The following is a 13466-nucleotide window of genomic DNA, read 5'->3' as shown; positions in this document are numbered from 1 at the left end:
TTGGAACAGGGGCCAGCCGAAGCGCATACCGGGGAAGCATGGGGCCGGCAGTCGGGGGACTGCCGGCCCTTGTTCTTTCCAGGGCCTGCACGGCGCCCGCGGCCGGTGGCCCGGCCGCGAGGCGGCGGCCCTGCGTTGCCGCCCGCAGGTTGCGGTGGTGCCCGGCGCTGCTGCCGCTGTTTGCCGCCGCGCGGCGCCGGCGGGCGCATGCCGCGATGCGCTGAAGCCACAAAAGACGAAGCCCCGGCATGGCCGGGGCTTGTCATGTGTAGGCGCCGATGCCCGACAGGGCCGGAACAGGGGGGATCCAGATTTCCTGTGCGGACATCGACATGGAAGCGGTCGAGTGTGAAAGCCGGTTCGCGTCAGTTATGGACGCTTTCGGTCACTCGGCCCGACAAGATTGCCTGGTTTTTCAACAAATGCAAGCGGTTTCAGGGCTCCTGCTGCTGTGCCGATTCCATGCGCCGGGACTGTGACGGCGGTCGGGGTGGCGCGGGGCGGTGCATCATCGGCCGGGGTGCCCCGTTGGCCTGGGGCGAGGGCATGGCCCGCGGCACCTGCGCCTGCGGGCGCGGTTGCGGGCGCTGCAGGCGGTCCATGTCGCGCCACGGCGATTTGCCGCCGCCATCCACCGGCGGGCGGGGGCGCGGCGGGCGTCCGTCGCCATCACCGGGCCGCGGCGGGCGGTGGCCGCCATCGCCGTTGCCATGCCCCGGCGGCGGCCGGTGGCCACCGTCATGGCCGTGCGGCGGCCGCGGCCGGTACGGCGGGCGGTACACCGGGTATGGGTAGCGGTAGTCGTAATAGCCGTAGCTGCCATAGCCGTAAGGGCCGTAGCCATAGGCGCCGTAGGGATAGCCGTACGGGTAGGTGCGCTGCACCGACGTCGCGCCGCGGTAATAGCCGCCCGCGCCGCCGTCCACGTAGTCGTAGGTGGCGCAGCCGGACAGGCCGAGCAGCAGGCCGGCCGAAAGGATCAGGCGCTTTTTCATGACAGTCCCCCGTTGGGTGCGCGGCCAGCTTCGGGCCCGCGCATTGAATCGGTCCTTAACCCTGCCGGCAGGGCTGAACGCAGGTGCAGTGATGGCATGAGATGGTCCGGCACCGGGGGCCTACGTTAACCTTTCCCCATGGTTGAACTCACCCTGCCAGGGCCGGCCGACGTGCTGGCCGCCGCGGCCCGCATCGCGGCCCACGCCACGGTCACCCCGGTGCTGCGGTCGCGCGAACTGGATGCGCTGGCCGGCGCCCGCCTGCATTTCAAGGCCGAGCACCTGCAGCGCGGCGGCGCTTTCAAGTTCCGCGGTGCCTGCAACGCGGTGTGGGCGCTGGACGCGGACACCGCGCAGCAGGGCGTGGTGACGCATTCGTCCGGCAACCACGGCGCGGCGCTGGCGCTGGCGGCGCGTTCGCGCGGCATTCCCTGCCACGTGGTGGTGCCCGAGGGCGCGGTGGCGGCCAAGCTGGCCAACATCGCCCGCCATGGCGCCACCCTGTGGCGCTGCGCGCCCACCCAGGCCGCGCGCGAGGCCGAGTGCGCGCGGGTGCAGCGCGACACCGGCGCGGTGCTGGTGCACCCGTATGCCGACGCGCAGGTGATTGCCGGCCAGGGCACGGCGACGCTGGAACTGCTGCGCCAGGCCGGCACCGCGCTGGACGTGGTGGTGGTGCCGGTCGGCGGTGGCGGGCTGGCCTGCGGCACCCTGCTGGCGCTGCAGCAGGCGGCGCCGGGCTGCGAGCTGGTGCTGGCCGAGCCGGCCGGGGCGGCGGATACCGCGCGGTCGCTGGACGCCGGCCGGCGGCAGGTGGATTTTGTGCCCGATACCGTCTGCGATGGCCTGCGCGGCGCGCTGGGCGAACCCAATTTCGCGCTGCTGCACGGCAAGGCCACGGTCGTGACCGTGGACGACGACGCCACCGTGGCGGCGATGCGGCTGTTGTGGCAGGTGCTCAAGCAGGTGCTGGAGCCGTCCTCGGCCACGGTGCTGGCGGCGGTGCTGGCGCAGCCGCAGCGCTTTGCCGGGCGCAACGTGGGCCTGGTGCTGTCCGGCGGCAACGTCGACCTGGACGCGCTGCCGTGGATGGGCGCATGAGCCGCCGGCGCGCGCGTCTGTTCGACTGGCTGTGGCGCCTGTGCGTGCTGCTGCTGCTGTGGCTGCTGGGCGTAGCGGCCTGGATCATCTGGGTGGGCGACCGCGACCAGGCCGCGCCGGCCGACGCGATCATCGTGCTGGGCGCGGCGGCCTACGACGCCAAGCCGTCGCCGGTGTTCGAGGAGCGCATCCGCCACGGCCTGGACCTGTACCGCCAGGGGTTCGCGCCGAAGCTGATCTTCACCGGCGGTTTCGGTGGCGCCGGCGCGCGTTTTTCCGAATCGCAGGTGGCGCGCCGCTACGCGCTGAAACAGCAGATTCCGGCCAAGGACATCCTGATCGAAAGCCAGTCGCGCACCACCCGCCAGAACCTGGTCGAGGCCAAGCGGCTGATGGACGCGCACGGCATGCGCCGCGCCATCCTGGTCAGCGACCCGCTGCACATGGCGCGCGCGCTGCGCCTGTCCCAGGAGCTGGGCATCGATGCGCTGGCCTCGTCCACGCCGAGCACGCGCTTCCGCAGCTTCCACACCAGCTGGCGCTTCCTGGCGCAGGAAATCTATTTCTTCCACCGCGACCTGTTCGCCCGCGGCGCCTGAGCGCCGCCGTTCCTTCCGCGAGGACCCCATGAGCCACGACCTTTCCCCCGCGCAGCAACAGGCCATCGAGCTGGTGCGCGGTTACTACGATGCCTTCAACCGCGGCGACTGGGCCGGCATGCTGGAGCGGCTGGGCGACGATGTGGCGCATGACCTCAACCAGGGCGCGCGCGAAAGCGGGCGCGAGGCGTTTGCCGCGTTTCTGCGGCGCATGGAGGCCAGTTACCGCGAGCAGCTGCGCGAGGTGGTGGTGATGGCCAGCGCCGACGGCACCCGCGCCGCGGCCGAGTACGTGGTGCATGGCGAGTACCACCACACCGACGAAGGCCTGCCGCCGGCCAACGGCCAGCGCTACGTGCTGCCGGGCGGCGCGTTCTTTGATATCCGCGGCGGGCGCATCGCGCGGGTGAGCAACTACTACAACCTGCAGGACTGGATCGCCCAGGTCGGCGGTTGAACGCAGTGCGGCGCCTGCGCCGCGCACGCTTCCCGGCCGCGGCCGTGGCGGCGAGCGCGGCAGGCACCGCGGTTACGGGTTCTGCGGCCGGCGCCGGATCGGAATGGCCGACAGCGGCACCGCGGCGACGTCGTGGCCGTGTTCGCGGATCGGCGCGCCCGGTTCCGGCGCCCAGGCGTGGGCATAGATGACTTCCCAGCTGCTGGGCAGCTTGCCGTCGGCACGGCGCAGCGGTTCGTAGGCCGCCTGCGCGGCGTTGAAGCGGCTGCGCCCGGTGAGGGTGTGGCGGCGCCCGCTCAGCGCGTTGGTGGCGCCGATGGCCTTGAGCTCGCGCATCAGCGCCGGCAGGTCGTCGTAGGTGAGGGTGAACAGGTCGCGGTCCAGCACCGGGTCGCGGAAGCCGGCCATCATCAGCGCGTCGCCGAACTGCGCGATCTGCACGAAGCGGCTCACGTGCGGGGTGTCGTCGGCCTGGGCGAACGCCTCGCGCAGTTCCACCAGCGTCTCCGGGCCGAAGGTGGAACACACCAGCAGGCCGCCGGGCTTGAGCACGCGGCGGAAGCCGGCGAACACCGACGGCAGGTCTTCCACCCACTGCAGGCACAGGTTGCTGAAGATCACGTCCACGCTGTTGTCGGCCAGCGGCAGCGCCCGCGCATCGGCGCACACGCGCGAGAACGGGCGCCACCAGCCGGCCTGTTTCTTCGCTTCGGCCAGCATCGGCAGGGCCAGGTCCAGCGCGATCACCTGCGCCTTGGGCCAGCGCTTCTTCATCGCCGCGGTGGCATGCGCCGGGCCGCTGCCCACGTCCAGCACCACCTGCGGCTGCCGCGCTTCCAGGTAATCCAGCGATTCCAGCAGGCGTTTGCCGACCTCCTGCTGCAGCACGGCGGCGGCGTGGTAGCTGGTGGCGGCGCGCGAGAAGGCGCGGCGGACGTGCTTGGAGTCGAACAGGGCAGGCATGGGAATACGTGGTTGCTACGGGGTCAGAAGGTACCGGGGTAGGCGCCGCCGTCGATCAGCAGGTTCTGCCCGGTGATGTAGCCGGCGTGCACGCTGCACAGGAAGGCGCAGGCGGCGCCGAATTCGTCCGGCGTGCCGAAGCGGCCGGCGGGAATGCCGGCGCGGCGGCGCGCGGCCACCTCGTCCGGCGGCAGCTGCTGGCGCCGCGCGCTGGCGTCCAGGGTGCCGCGCAGGCGGTCGGTGTCGAACGCGCCGGGCAGCAGGTTGTTGAGGGTGACGTTGCGCGCCAGGTGGGTGCGGGCGACGCCGGCGACGAAGCCGGTGAGCCCCGAGCGCGCGCCGTTGGACAGGCCGAGGATGTCGATCGGCGCCTTCACCGCGCTGGAGGTGATGTTGACCACGCGGCCGAAGCCGCGCGCGGCCATGCCGTCGACGGTGGCGCGGATCAGTTCGATCGGGGTCAGCATGTTGGCGTCCAGCGCGGCCAGCCACTGTTCGCGCTCCCAGTCGCGGAAGTCGCCCGGCGGCGGGCCGCCGGCGTTGGTGACCAGGATGTCCACCTGTGGGCAGGCGGACAGCGCGGCCGCGCGGCCGGCGGCGGTGGTGATGTCGGCGGCGACGGCGATGACCTGCCCGGCGCCGGGCAGCGCGCGCAGTTGCGCCGCGGCCGCTTCCAGCGCGTCGGTGCCGCGGGCGACGATGACCACGTTGGCGCCTTCGCCGGCCAGCGCACGCGCGCAGCCCAGCCCCAGCCCTCTGCTGGCGCCGCAGACCAGTGCCCAGCGCCCGGCGATGCCCAGATCCATCGTGTTACTCCCGGTGTGTCCCGTGGCCGCACATGATCGGCGATGCGCGCAGCTGGCGGCTCACGCGCAGGCCGCAACGAAGCGTTGCAGCCGCCCGGCGACGTCGTTGGCGTGGCCCAGGAACGGCGCGTGGCCGCCGCCGTCGATGGTGTGCGCGGTGTGCAGCCCGGCCGGGGCCAGCGCCGCGGCGCCGTGCATGGCGTTGGCCGGCACCAGCCGGTCGCGCTGGCCGCCGATCCACAGGCCGGGCACGCGCAGCCCGGGCAGGGCGCCGCGCAGGTCGCTGCGGTCCAGCAGGGCCAGGCCTTCGTGCAGGGCGCGCGGTGCCGGTTCGCCGCGCGCGACCAGCGCCTCGCGCAGGGTGCGCAGTTCGCTGCGCGCGTGCTGCGAGCCCATCACGTCCAGCGCCAGGAAGCGTTCCAGGGTGCCGCGGTAGTCCTGTTCCAGGTCCTGGCCGAATTGTTCGAACACGCTGCGCTCCACCGCGTCGGGCCAGTCGGCGTCGCGCACGAAGCGCGGCGTGGCGGCCAGCATCACCAGCCCGCGCACCTGCGGCAGCGTGGCCGCGCCGTGCAGCGCCACCAGCCCGCCCAGCGACCAGCCGCACCACACCGCCGGCGGGGTGGCCGCGGCGATGGCGTTGACCAGGTAGGGCAGGCGCAGCGGGGTGTCGTCGTCGCGGCTGAAGCCGTGGCCGGGCAGGTCCACCACGTGCAGCTGGAAGTGTGGCGACAGGCGCTGCACCAGCGGCGCAAAGATGCCGCCGTGCAGTGCCCAGCCGTGGATCAGGACCAGTGCCGGGCCGCTGCCGGTGACGTCGATATGCATGTGTATACGGCGTGCTTCAGGCGCTGGCGGTGTTCAGCGACTGCTCGTAGGCGAGCAGGTCGCGGGCGCGGGCGGTGGCTTCGACCAGCGCCTTGACCTGTTCCAGGGTGTGCAGCGCCGACAGGGTGATGCGCAGCCGCGCCTTGCCTTCGGGCACGGTGGGCGGGCGGATCGCCCCGACCATGAACCCGGACTGCTCCAATGCCGCGCCCAGCGCCATCACCGTGGCCTCGTCGCCGCACAGCAGCGGCTGGATCGGCGTTTCCGAGGGCATCAGTTCCAGGCCATTGCGGCGCGCGCCGTCGCGGAACGCGGCGATCAGTTCGACCAGCTTCTCGCGGCGCCAGTGGTCGCGCCGCGCCAGCTTCACCGCGGCCAGCGAGGCGGCGGCCTGCGCCGGCGGCAGCGCGGTGGTGTAGATGTACGGGCGCGCGGTTTCGGCCAGGTGCTGGATCAGGCTTTCCTCGCCCAGCACCACCGCGCCGTGGCCGCCCAGCGCCTTGCCCAGGGTGGCCAGCTGCAGCGGTACTTCGTTGACCCCGAGCCCGGCGTCGGCCACGCAGCCGCGGCCGTGTTCGCCGACCACGCCGATGCCGTGCGCGTCGTCCACGTAGAACAGCGCCTCCTGCATGCGCGCCACCAGCGACAGCGAGCGCAGCGGGGCGACGTCGCCGTCCATGCTGAACACGCCGTCGGTGGCGAGCATGGCGGCGCCGTCGGCGGCGTTCTTCAGCTGGCGCATGGCGCCTTCGCTGTCCAGGTGCGGGTAGCGGCGCAGGCGGCAGCCGGCCAGGCGGGTGGCGTCGAGCAGGCTGGCGTGGTTGAGGCGGTCCTGCACGCAGACGTCGCTCTCTTCGGACAGCAGTGCCTGCTGCACGGCGAGGTTGGCCATGAAGCCGCTGTCGAACAGCAGCGCGCGCGGATAGCCGAGCCAGTCGGCCATTTCCCGTTCCAGCTGCTCGTGCAGCGCGTGGTGGCCGCAGACCAGGTGCGAGGCGGTGCTGCCGGCGCCTTCGCGGCCGGCGGCGTCCTGCAGCGCGGCGACCACTTCGAACTGCTGCGACAGGCCCAGGTAATCGTTGCTGCAGAAGCCGGTGAGCCACCTGCCGCCGACTTCCAGGCGCACGCCGTCGCGGCGGCCGACGCTGCGGCGCACGCGGACGCGCCCCTGCGCTTGGCGGAGCTTGCGCTGGTCCTGCAGGCGGGCGAGGAGGTCGGGGCGGGCCATGGCGTCAGTTCATGGACGGGTGGGCGGCTAGCGTAACCGGTCGCCGCTGCAGCCGCTTGCGGCGCGGCCCGGCGGCAGACCGCGCGGCGTGGGGGGCGCGGCGATGCCGGGCACCGCCGCCGCTGCCTGCCGCGGCCGGCGCGGCCGGTTCAGGCGGTCGCCGCGCAGGCCGGGGCGATGTCCAGGTGCACGGTGCCGGGGTGGTCGTGGTCGTCGGCATCCACGTTGACCTGCATCGGCGAAATGCCCAGCCGCGCGAACAGCGCCTGGTCGCGCGCGGTGTCCGGGTTGCCGGTGGTCAGCAGCTTTTCGCCGTAGAAGATGGAGTTGGCGCCGGCGGCGAAGCACAGCGCCTGCAGTTCGTCGCTCATGCTCTCGCGCCCGGCCGACAGCCGCACCATCGAGCGCGGCATGGTGATGCGCGCCACCGCGATCATGCGCACGAACTCGAACGGATCCAGCTCGGCGCTGCCATGCAGCGGCGTGCCGGCAACCTGCACCAGGCGGTTGATCGGCACCGAGTCCGGGTGCGCCGGCAGGTTGGCCAGCGCCAGCAGCAGGCCGGCGCGGTGTTCGCGGGTCTCGCCCATGCCGACGATGCCCCCGCAGCAGGTCTTCAGCCCGGCGTTGCGCACGTGTTCGAGCGTGTCCAGCCGGTCCTGGTACTGGCGGGTGTGGATGATCGAGTCGTAATAGTCCGGCGCGGTGTCGAGGTTGTGGTTGTAGTAGTCCAGCCCGGCGTCCTTGAGCGCCTGCGCCTGGTGGCCTTCGAGCATGCCCAGGGTGGCGCAGGTTTCCAGCCCCAGCGCCTTCACTTCGCGGATCATCGCCGCCACCTTGGGGATGTCGCGGTCCTTGGGCGAGCGCCAGGCCGCGCCCATGCAGAAGCGCGAGGCGCCGGCCTGCCTGGCGGCGCGGGCGCGGGCGACCACGCTGTCGGTGTCCATCAGCTTCTGCGCGTCCACCCCGGTGTCGTAGCGCTGCGCCTGCGGGCAGTAGGCGCAGTCTTCCGGGCAGCCGCCGGTCTTGACCGACAGCAGGGTGGAGACCTGCACCTGCGCCGGGTCGAAATGTTCGCGGTGCACGCTGGCGGCGCGGAACAGCAGTTCGGGGAACGGCAGGTCGAACAGCGCCAGCAGTTCCTCGCGGCTCCAGTCGTGGCGGATGACGGCGGGCATTGGTGTTTCCTGACAGATCGGGCAACGGAAGCGGGGCAGTCTGGTGAGCATGCAGCCTGCTGTCAACAAATCAATCGGCGCTTTGGTTTACAGGGTGGGCGCGGCGCTGTCCGGGCTGGTGTTCCCGCCGCTGTGCCTGGTCTGTGGCGAGCCGGGCACGCCCGGCCGCGACCTGTGCGCCGCCTGTGCGACCGCGCTGCCCTGGCTGGAACGCGCCTGCCGTGGCTGCGCCCTGCCACTGCCGGCCACCGAACCGGACGGGGCGCTGTGCGGCGCCTGCCAGGGGGCGCGTTCGCCGCTGGCGGCGGTGCATGCCGCGCTGCTGTACGCGGCGCCGGCGGACGGGCTGCTGCGGCGTTTCAAGTTCCATGGCGACCTGGCCGCCGGGCGCCTGCTGGCGCAGCTGATGCACGCCCGGCTGGCGCCGGTGACGCGGCCGCAGGCGCTGGTGCCGGTGCCGCTGCACCTGTCGCGCCTGCGCCGCCGCGGCTACGACCAGGCGCTGGAACTGGCGCGGCCGCTGGGCCGCGCGCTGCAGCTGCCCGTGCTGGCCGGCCTGCACCGCACCCGCGCCACCCCGCCGCAGTCCGCGCTGGATGCGGCCGCGCGCCGGCGCAATCTGCGCCAGGCCTTCGCCGCCCGCGGGCGCCTGCCGGCGCACGTGGCGCTGGTCGACGACGTGATGACCACCGGTGCCACCGTGCAGGCCGCCGCGCGCGCGCTGCGCCGGGCCGGGGTGGTGCGGGTCGATGCCTGGGTGTGCGCGCGGGTACCCTGAACACGGCAGGGCGACACGCCCGGCCTATGCTTGTCCTGCAACGCATTCCCTGACTGCAAGGAGCGATGACATGAATGGCAACCCGAATTTCCCTTCCGACACGCTGCTTGGCGCGATGTCGCGCCACTGGTGGGTGGTCCTGCTGTTCGGCCTGTTCGCGGTGGCTTTCGGCGTGCTGGCGGTGATGGCACCGGTACGCACCGCCGCGGTGCTGGCGCTGTGGCTGGGGGTGGTGGCGATCGTCGAGGGCGTGGTGGCGCTGGCCGCGGCGATCGCCGGTTCGGCGCCGGTATCGCGGGGCTGGGCGGTGTTCTACGCGCTGGTGTCCATTGCCTTCGGCGTGCTGGCGATCCTCAACCCGCTGGCCACGGCGAGCGTGTTGCTGCTGTTCCTGGCGGCGTGGCTGGTGGTCGGCGGCATCTACCGCATCGTCTTCGCCATCCGCGTGCGCAAGCACATCCGTGGCGAATGGCTGCTGGTCCTCAGCGGCCTGCTGGCGGTGGTGCTGGGCGTGCTGTTCGCGCTCAACCCGCTGAGCGGGCTGATGGTCACGTCGCTGTGGATCGGCGCGATGGCGCTGGTCTACGGCGTGCTGCAGGTGGTGGCGGCGTTCCGCCTGCGCCGGCTTGGCAGGATGGCGGCCTGAGGCACCGCCGCGACGGCAGCAGCCCGTCCGGTGGCGGGCCGCTGCCCGGTCAGTCCAGGTACTGGCTGGCGACGATGCCGGCGAACAGCACGGCCCCGACCCAGTTGTTGTGCAGGAACGCGCGGAAGCAGGCCTGGCGCTCGCGCGTGCGGCAGATCCAGAACTCCCAGGCCACCAGCGCCACCGCCACGCCGAGGCCGGCCCAGTACGCCATGCCCAGCCCGGCACGCTGGCCGGCCAGTGCCATGGCTGCGAAGAACAGCGCGTAGAGGATGCCCTGGATCACCAGGTCCAGGTCGCCGAACAGGATGGCGGTGGAGTGCGAGCCGACCTTGAGGTCGTCGTCGCGGTCGACCATCGCATACCAGGTGTCGTAGGCGGTGGACCACAGGATGTTGGCCGCGTACAGCACCCAGCCCAGCGGCGGCACTTCGCCCTGCACCGCGGCGAAGGCCATGGGGATGCCCCAGCCGAAGGCCATGCCCAGGTAGACCTGCGGCAGGTGGGTGTAACGCTTGAGGTAGGGGTAGGTGGCGGCCAGGAACACGCCGACGAAACTCAGCCCGATGGTCAACGCGTTGAGGGTCAGCACCAGCGCGAATGCGACCAGCATCAGCCCGGCGAACAGCGCCAGCGCCTGGCGCCCGGACACCGCGCCGGTGGCCAGCGGGCGGTCCTTGGTGCGCTTGACGTGCGGGTCCAGCCAGCGGTCGGCGTAATCGTTGATCACGCAGCCGGCCGAGCGGGTCAGCCACACGCCGGCGGTGAACACGAACAGCGTCCACGGTGCCGGCATGCCACCGGACGCCAGCCACAGCGCCCACCACGTCGGCCACAGCAGCAGCAGGGTGCCGATCGGGCGGTCGGCGCGCATCAGTTTCCAGTAGCTGGCCAGCCGCGACGGCACCGGCGCCGGCTGTTGTTGGTAGCGTTCGTAACCCATGCGCACAGGTTACCAGCCGGGCCCGGCGGTCCGTTGCCCCGGGTGGGTGCGATGGGGGCAGACCTGCGCATGCATTTACCGTTAGAATGCGCGTCCGCCCGGCAGCGCCGGACGGTGGGGAGCCACTTGGCTCCCGCAGCGACACACAACGCGCCCGTAGCTCAGCCGGATAGAGTAGTGGCTTCCGAAGCCATTGGTCGGGGGTTCGAATCCCTCCGGGCGCGCCATCTTCGATGGCGCTTCGTCGTGATTGCCGGCCTTCGCGCAGAGCGCGAAGGCGTTCGATGCCGCGCACGCCAGTGGCGTGCAGGCGCGGCCTCTCACCCCTCCGGGCGCGCCATCTTCGATGGCGCTTCGTCGTGATTGCCGGCCTTCGCGCAGGGCGCCAAGGCGTTCGATGCCGCGCACGCCGGTGGCGTGCAGGCGCGGCCTCTCACCCCTCCGGGCGCGCCATCTTTCGATGGCGCTTCGTCGCGATTGCCGGCCTTCGCGCGGCGCGCGAAGGCGTTCGATGCCGCGCACGCCGGTGGCGTGCAGGCGCGGCCTCTCACCCCTCCGGGCGCGCCATCTTTCGATATCGCTTCGTCGTGATTGCCGGCCTTCGCGCAGCGCGCCAAGGCGTTCGATGCCGCGCACGCCGGTGGCGTGCAGGCACGGCCTCTCACCCCTCCGGGCGCGCCATCTTCGATGTCGCTTCGTCGCGATTGCCGGCCTTCGCGCGGCGCGCCAAGGCGTTCGATGCCGTGCACGCCGGTGGCGTGCGGCTCGCGTCATCCCATGCTGGCGTCCCTGCTGGAAGTGCCCCCGCGTGCCGCAAGAACTGCTAAACGCCGCGTTTCCGGCTCCGCTATCCTTGCCCGTGTTCACCCGCAGGACGCAGCATGAACGCAACGGCAAAAGTGTTGTGGCACATCGAATGCCATGACGATGGCGCGCTGGCGCTGGCGGATATCGCCGCCGCGGTGGGGCTGTCGCCGTTCCATCTTTCCCGTGTGTTCCATGGCCGCACCGGTACCCCGTTGATGCGTTACCTGCGTGGCCGGCGGTTGACGCTGGCCGCGCGGCGCCTGGCCCAGGGCGGCGATGACATGCTGCAGCTCGCCCTGGACAGCGGCTATTCCACGCATGCCGCCTTTACCCGCGCGTTCTGCGGCCAGTTCGGCAGCACACCCATGCAGGTGCGCGACCGCGGGCTGGCGTCCCTCGCCCTGGTGGATGCGCTGAAGATGGACGAGGCGGCCGCGGGCGACGGGATCGCGCTGCGACGGGCCGCGCTGCCGGCGTTCTCGGTCGCCGGCATCGGCCGCCGCCATAGCCGCTTCAGCAACGGCGAAATCCCCGGCCAATGGCAACAGCTCGGCCGCCAGTGGACGCGCCCGGCGCCAGTCAGCTACGGCGTCTGCATGAACCGCGACGACGACGGCGGATTCGACTACATCGCCGCGGTGCCGCTGGACCCGGCGCTGCCACCGCCCCGCCACTGGCAGCGTGTGGACCTGCCGGCGATGCGCTACCTGGTGGCCTGGCATGCCGGGCACGTGTCGTCCATCCGTTCGACCTGGCGCTGGCTGCGCGAGCACTACCTGCCCGCGGCGCGGATCGCGCTGGCCGACGCACCGGCGTTCGAGCGCTATGACCCGCGCTTCGACGACCGCAGTGGCGATGGCGGCGTGGAGCTATGGCTGCCCCTGGCCGAAACCCCGCAACCGGATTGACCGATGCCCTTCCTGTACCCGGCCCTGGCGCTGGCCCTTGGCGCCCTGCAACTCGTTTCCACCCCGCCGCCGCCCAAGGCGGGCGAACGGACCGGCGTGGCCACCTCGGCGACCGCTGCCATCCGCGATGCCGGGCAGCGCGATGCCCTGCGCTTCACGGTGTGGTATCCGACGCACACGGCAACCGCGGAAACGCCGCTGGCGATCGGCCCGCCCGGCGCCCCGCTGTTCCAGGAAGCGGGGCGGGTCGAGGGCGCACCGGTCAGCGGCGGGCGGCTTCCCACCCTGCTGCTGTCCCACGGCAACGGCGGAACGGCGCGGATGATGGGGTGGCTGGGAACGGCGCTGGCCCGCGCGGGCTACCTGGTGATTGCGGTCGACCACCCGGGCAACAACGGCATCGACCCGATGACCCTGGCCGGCAGCGTGCTCCCCTGGCTGCGCGCCGATGACCTGGCGACGGCGCTGGCGGCGGTGCAGGCGGATCCGGTGCTTGGCGCGCATGTGGATGCCACGCGGCTCGGCCTGGTCGGGTATTCGGCCGGTGGCTTCACCGCGCTGGTCGCGGCCGGGGCGCGCCCGGACATGCCGCGCCTGGCGCGTTTCTGCGCCGCGCACCCCGACGATGGCGTATGCCGGCCGCAGGACGAGTCGCCCACCCACACCCAGGCCGCCCGTCTGGCCGCGGCGGCCTCCCCGGAACTGGCGCCGCATGTGCGCCAGGCGGGCCAGTCCCGCGCGCTGCCCGGGGTGCGCGCGGCTTTCCTGCTGGCGCCGGCGATCGTGCAGGCGTTCGACCCGGCGGAACTGCAGGCGCTGCCGCTCCCGCTGTCGATCATGGTGGGCACGGACGACGCGGTGGCCGCCCCCGCCAGCAACAGCGACGTGGCCGCGGTGCTGGCCGGCAATGCCGTGCTCCGCCACCTCCCCGGCGTGGCCCACTACGATTTCCTGTCCGAATGCACGCCGCTGGGGGCGAGCCGGTTGCAGGCGCTATGCCACACCCGGGTCCCCAAGGCCGCCACGCACGCGGCGGCGGTGGACGAAGCCCTGCGTTTCTTCGGCGAAAACCTGCGTTAGCGGCGCGGGCCGTGCCTCCGGCGCGGGCGCGCCGGGGATCGGCCGCGGCGCCGGGAAGTACCCGCACCACCCGCGGGCGGCGGGCAGCCCCGGCACTTTGCGGCGGCAGCGGGGCAGCACTGGCTACGGCGCTCGCTTGGGTGTACAAA

At 72.5% G+C, this 13466-nt stretch carries 14 protein-coding genes and 1 tRNA gene; 8 read left to right on the top strand and 7 right to left on the bottom strand.

Annotated features, from left to right (window positions below):
* Window positions 1-434 precede the first annotated feature (434 nt).
* On the bottom strand, window positions 435-995 hold the full coding sequence (locus tag MKP15_RS14090) for a hypothetical protein (RefSeq protein WP_240213140.1): 561 nt from the start codon (window positions 993-995) through the stop codon (window positions 435-437).
* 138 nt (window positions 996-1133) lie between these two features.
* Between MKP15_RS14090 and MKP15_RS14085 the strand changes: the two genes are divergently transcribed.
* Genes MKP15_RS14085 through MKP15_RS14075 form a run of 3 tightly spaced genes read left to right on the top strand, consistent with a single transcriptional unit; the run spans window position 1134 to window position 3152 of the window.
* The gene (locus MKP15_RS14085; RefSeq protein WP_104937724.1) at window positions 1134-2096 is read left to right on the top strand and encodes a pyridoxal-phosphate dependent enzyme; all 963 of its coding nucleotides are present in this window, start codon (window positions 1134-1136) and stop codon (window positions 2094-2096) included.
* Window positions 2093-2695 (top strand): YdcF family protein, encoded by a 603-nt coding sequence (locus MKP15_RS14080; RefSeq protein ID WP_104937725.1) that lies wholly within the window; start codon window positions 2093-2095, stop codon window positions 2693-2695. The genes MKP15_RS14085 and MKP15_RS14080 overlap by 4 nt, the downstream gene beginning before the upstream one ends.
* A gap of 28 nt (window positions 2696-2723) precedes the next feature.
* Window positions 2724-3152: a ketosteroid isomerase-related protein gene (locus MKP15_RS14075; protein ID WP_161615633.1), complete on the top strand. Its 429-nt coding sequence runs from the start codon at window positions 2724-2726 to the stop codon at window positions 3150-3152.
* Window positions 3153-3224: 72 nt separating this feature from the next.
* On the opposite strand, the gene bioC is transcribed toward MKP15_RS14075, so the two are convergent.
* The 5 genes from bioC to bioB all read right to left on the bottom strand — a co-directional run bounded on the left by bioC (window position 3225) and on the right by bioB (window position 8155).
* Window positions 3225-4115 (bottom strand): malonyl-ACP O-methyltransferase BioC, encoded by an 891-nt coding sequence (gene bioC, locus MKP15_RS14070; protein ID WP_240213139.1) that lies wholly within the window; start codon window positions 4113-4115, stop codon window positions 3225-3227.
* Between the two features lie 23 nt (window positions 4116-4138).
* Complete coding sequence (locus MKP15_RS14065) at window positions 4139-4921, bottom strand: SDR family oxidoreductase (RefSeq protein WP_240213138.1); 783 nt, start codon at window positions 4919-4921, stop codon at window positions 4139-4141.
* 60 nt (window positions 4922-4981) lie between these two features.
* The gene (bioH, locus tag MKP15_RS14060; RefSeq protein ID WP_240213137.1) at window positions 4982-5749 is read right to left on the bottom strand and encodes a pimeloyl-ACP methyl ester esterase BioH; all 768 of its coding nucleotides are present in this window, start codon (window positions 5747-5749) and stop codon (window positions 4982-4984) included.
* Between the two features lie 16 nt (window positions 5750-5765).
* Window positions 5766-6977, bottom strand: a complete 1212-nt coding sequence (gene bioF, locus MKP15_RS14055; protein ID WP_240213136.1) for an 8-amino-7-oxononanoate synthase — start codon at window positions 6975-6977, stop codon at window positions 5766-5768.
* Window positions 6978-7126: 149 nt separating this feature from the next.
* Window positions 7127-8155 carry a biotin synthase BioB gene (bioB, locus tag MKP15_RS14050; protein ID WP_104937730.1) on the bottom strand — a complete coding sequence of 343 codons (1029 nt, stop codon included), beginning with the start codon at window positions 8153-8155 and terminating at the stop codon, window positions 7127-7129.
* A 94-nt stretch (window positions 8156-8249) separates the two neighbouring features.
* Here bioB and MKP15_RS14045 point away from each other — a divergent pair, with 94 nt between their 5' ends.
* Window positions 8250-8933, top strand: coding sequence for a ComF family protein (locus MKP15_RS14045; protein WP_240213135.1), 684 nt, complete (start codon window positions 8250-8252; stop codon window positions 8931-8933).
* Between the two features lie 70 nt (window positions 8934-9003).
* Window positions 9004-9579: a DUF308 domain-containing protein gene (locus MKP15_RS14040; protein ID WP_240213134.1), complete on the top strand. Its 576-nt coding sequence runs from the start codon at window positions 9004-9006 to the stop codon at window positions 9577-9579.
* A gap of 49 nt (window positions 9580-9628) precedes the next feature.
* Here the strand turns inward: MKP15_RS14040 and ubiA are convergent, their stop codons facing one another.
* Window positions 9629-10522, bottom strand: a complete 894-nt coding sequence (ubiA, locus tag MKP15_RS14035) for a 4-hydroxybenzoate octaprenyltransferase (RefSeq protein WP_240213133.1) — start codon at window positions 10520-10522, stop codon at window positions 9629-9631.
* A 150-nt stretch (window positions 10523-10672) separates the two neighbouring features.
* On the opposite strand from ubiA, the gene MKP15_RS14030 reads away from it, so the two are divergent.
* The 3 genes from MKP15_RS14030 (at window position 10673) to MKP15_RS14020 (ending at window position 13317) form a co-directional block, all read left to right on the top strand.
* Window positions 10673-10749 (top strand) — tRNA-Arg (locus tag MKP15_RS14030).
* Between the two features lie 654 nt (window positions 10750-11403).
* Complete coding sequence (locus MKP15_RS14025; RefSeq protein ID WP_240213132.1) at window positions 11404-12237, top strand: AraC family transcriptional regulator; 834 nt, start codon at window positions 11404-11406, stop codon at window positions 12235-12237.
* A 3-nt stretch (window positions 12238-12240) separates the two neighbouring features.
* The gene (locus MKP15_RS14020) at window positions 12241-13317 is read left to right on the top strand and encodes an alpha/beta fold hydrolase (protein ID WP_240213131.1); all 1077 of its coding nucleotides are present in this window, start codon (window positions 12241-12243) and stop codon (window positions 13315-13317) included.
* Window positions 13318-13466: the final 149 nt, after the last annotated feature.

It is taken from the genome of Stenotrophomonas sp. Y6 (assembly GCF_022436665.1).
In the GTDB taxonomy this organism is placed as follows: Bacteria; Pseudomonadota; Gammaproteobacteria; order Xanthomonadales; family Xanthomonadaceae; genus Stenotrophomonas; species Stenotrophomonas acidaminiphila_A.
The sequence above is the reverse complement of the archived record's forward strand: the minus strand, read 5'-3'. Positions and strand labels throughout refer to the sequence as shown.

Coding starts and splice junctions, on each gene's coding strand:
- MKP15_RS14090 (WP_240213140.1), bottom strand. CDS start 995: ATGAAAAAGCGCCTGATCCTTTCGGCCGGCCTGCTGCTCGGCCTGTCC.
- MKP15_RS14085 (WP_104937724.1), top strand. CDS start 1,134: ATGGTTGAACTCACCCTGCCAGGGCCGGCCGACGTGCTGGCCGCCGCG.
- MKP15_RS14080 (WP_104937725.1), top strand. CDS start 2,093: ATGAGCCGCCGGCGCGCGCGTCTGTTCGACTGGCTGTGGCGCCTGTGC.
- MKP15_RS14075 (WP_161615633.1), top strand. CDS start 2,724: ATGAGCCACGACCTTTCCCCCGCGCAGCAACAGGCCATCGAGCTGGTG.
- bioC (WP_240213139.1), bottom strand. CDS start 4,115: ATGCCTGCCCTGTTCGACTCCAAGCACGTCCGCCGCGCCTTCTCGCGC.
- MKP15_RS14065 (WP_240213138.1), bottom strand. CDS start 4,921: ATGGATCTGGGCATCGCCGGGCGCTGGGCACTGGTCTGCGGCGCCAGC.
- bioH (WP_240213137.1), bottom strand. CDS start 5,749: ATGCATATCGACGTCACCGGCAGCGGCCCGGCACTGGTCCTGATCCAC.
- bioF (WP_240213136.1), bottom strand. CDS start 6,977: ATGGCCCGCCCCGACCTCCTCGCCCGCCTGCAGGACCAGCGCAAGCTC.
- bioB (WP_104937730.1), bottom strand. CDS start 8,155: ATGCCCGCCGTCATCCGCCACGACTGGAGCCGCGAGGAACTGCTGGCG.
- MKP15_RS14040 (WP_240213134.1), top strand. CDS start 9,004: ATGAATGGCAACCCGAATTTCCCTTCCGACACGCTGCTTGGCGCGATG.
- ubiA (WP_240213133.1), bottom strand. CDS start 10,522: ATGGGTTACGAACGCTACCAACAACAGCCGGCGCCGGTGCCGTCGCGG.
- MKP15_RS14025 (WP_240213132.1), top strand. CDS start 11,404: ATGAACGCAACGGCAAAAGTGTTGTGGCACATCGAATGCCATGACGAT.
- MKP15_RS14020 (WP_240213131.1), top strand. CDS start 12,241: ATGCCCTTCCTGTACCCGGCCCTGGCGCTGGCCCTTGGCGCCCTGCAA.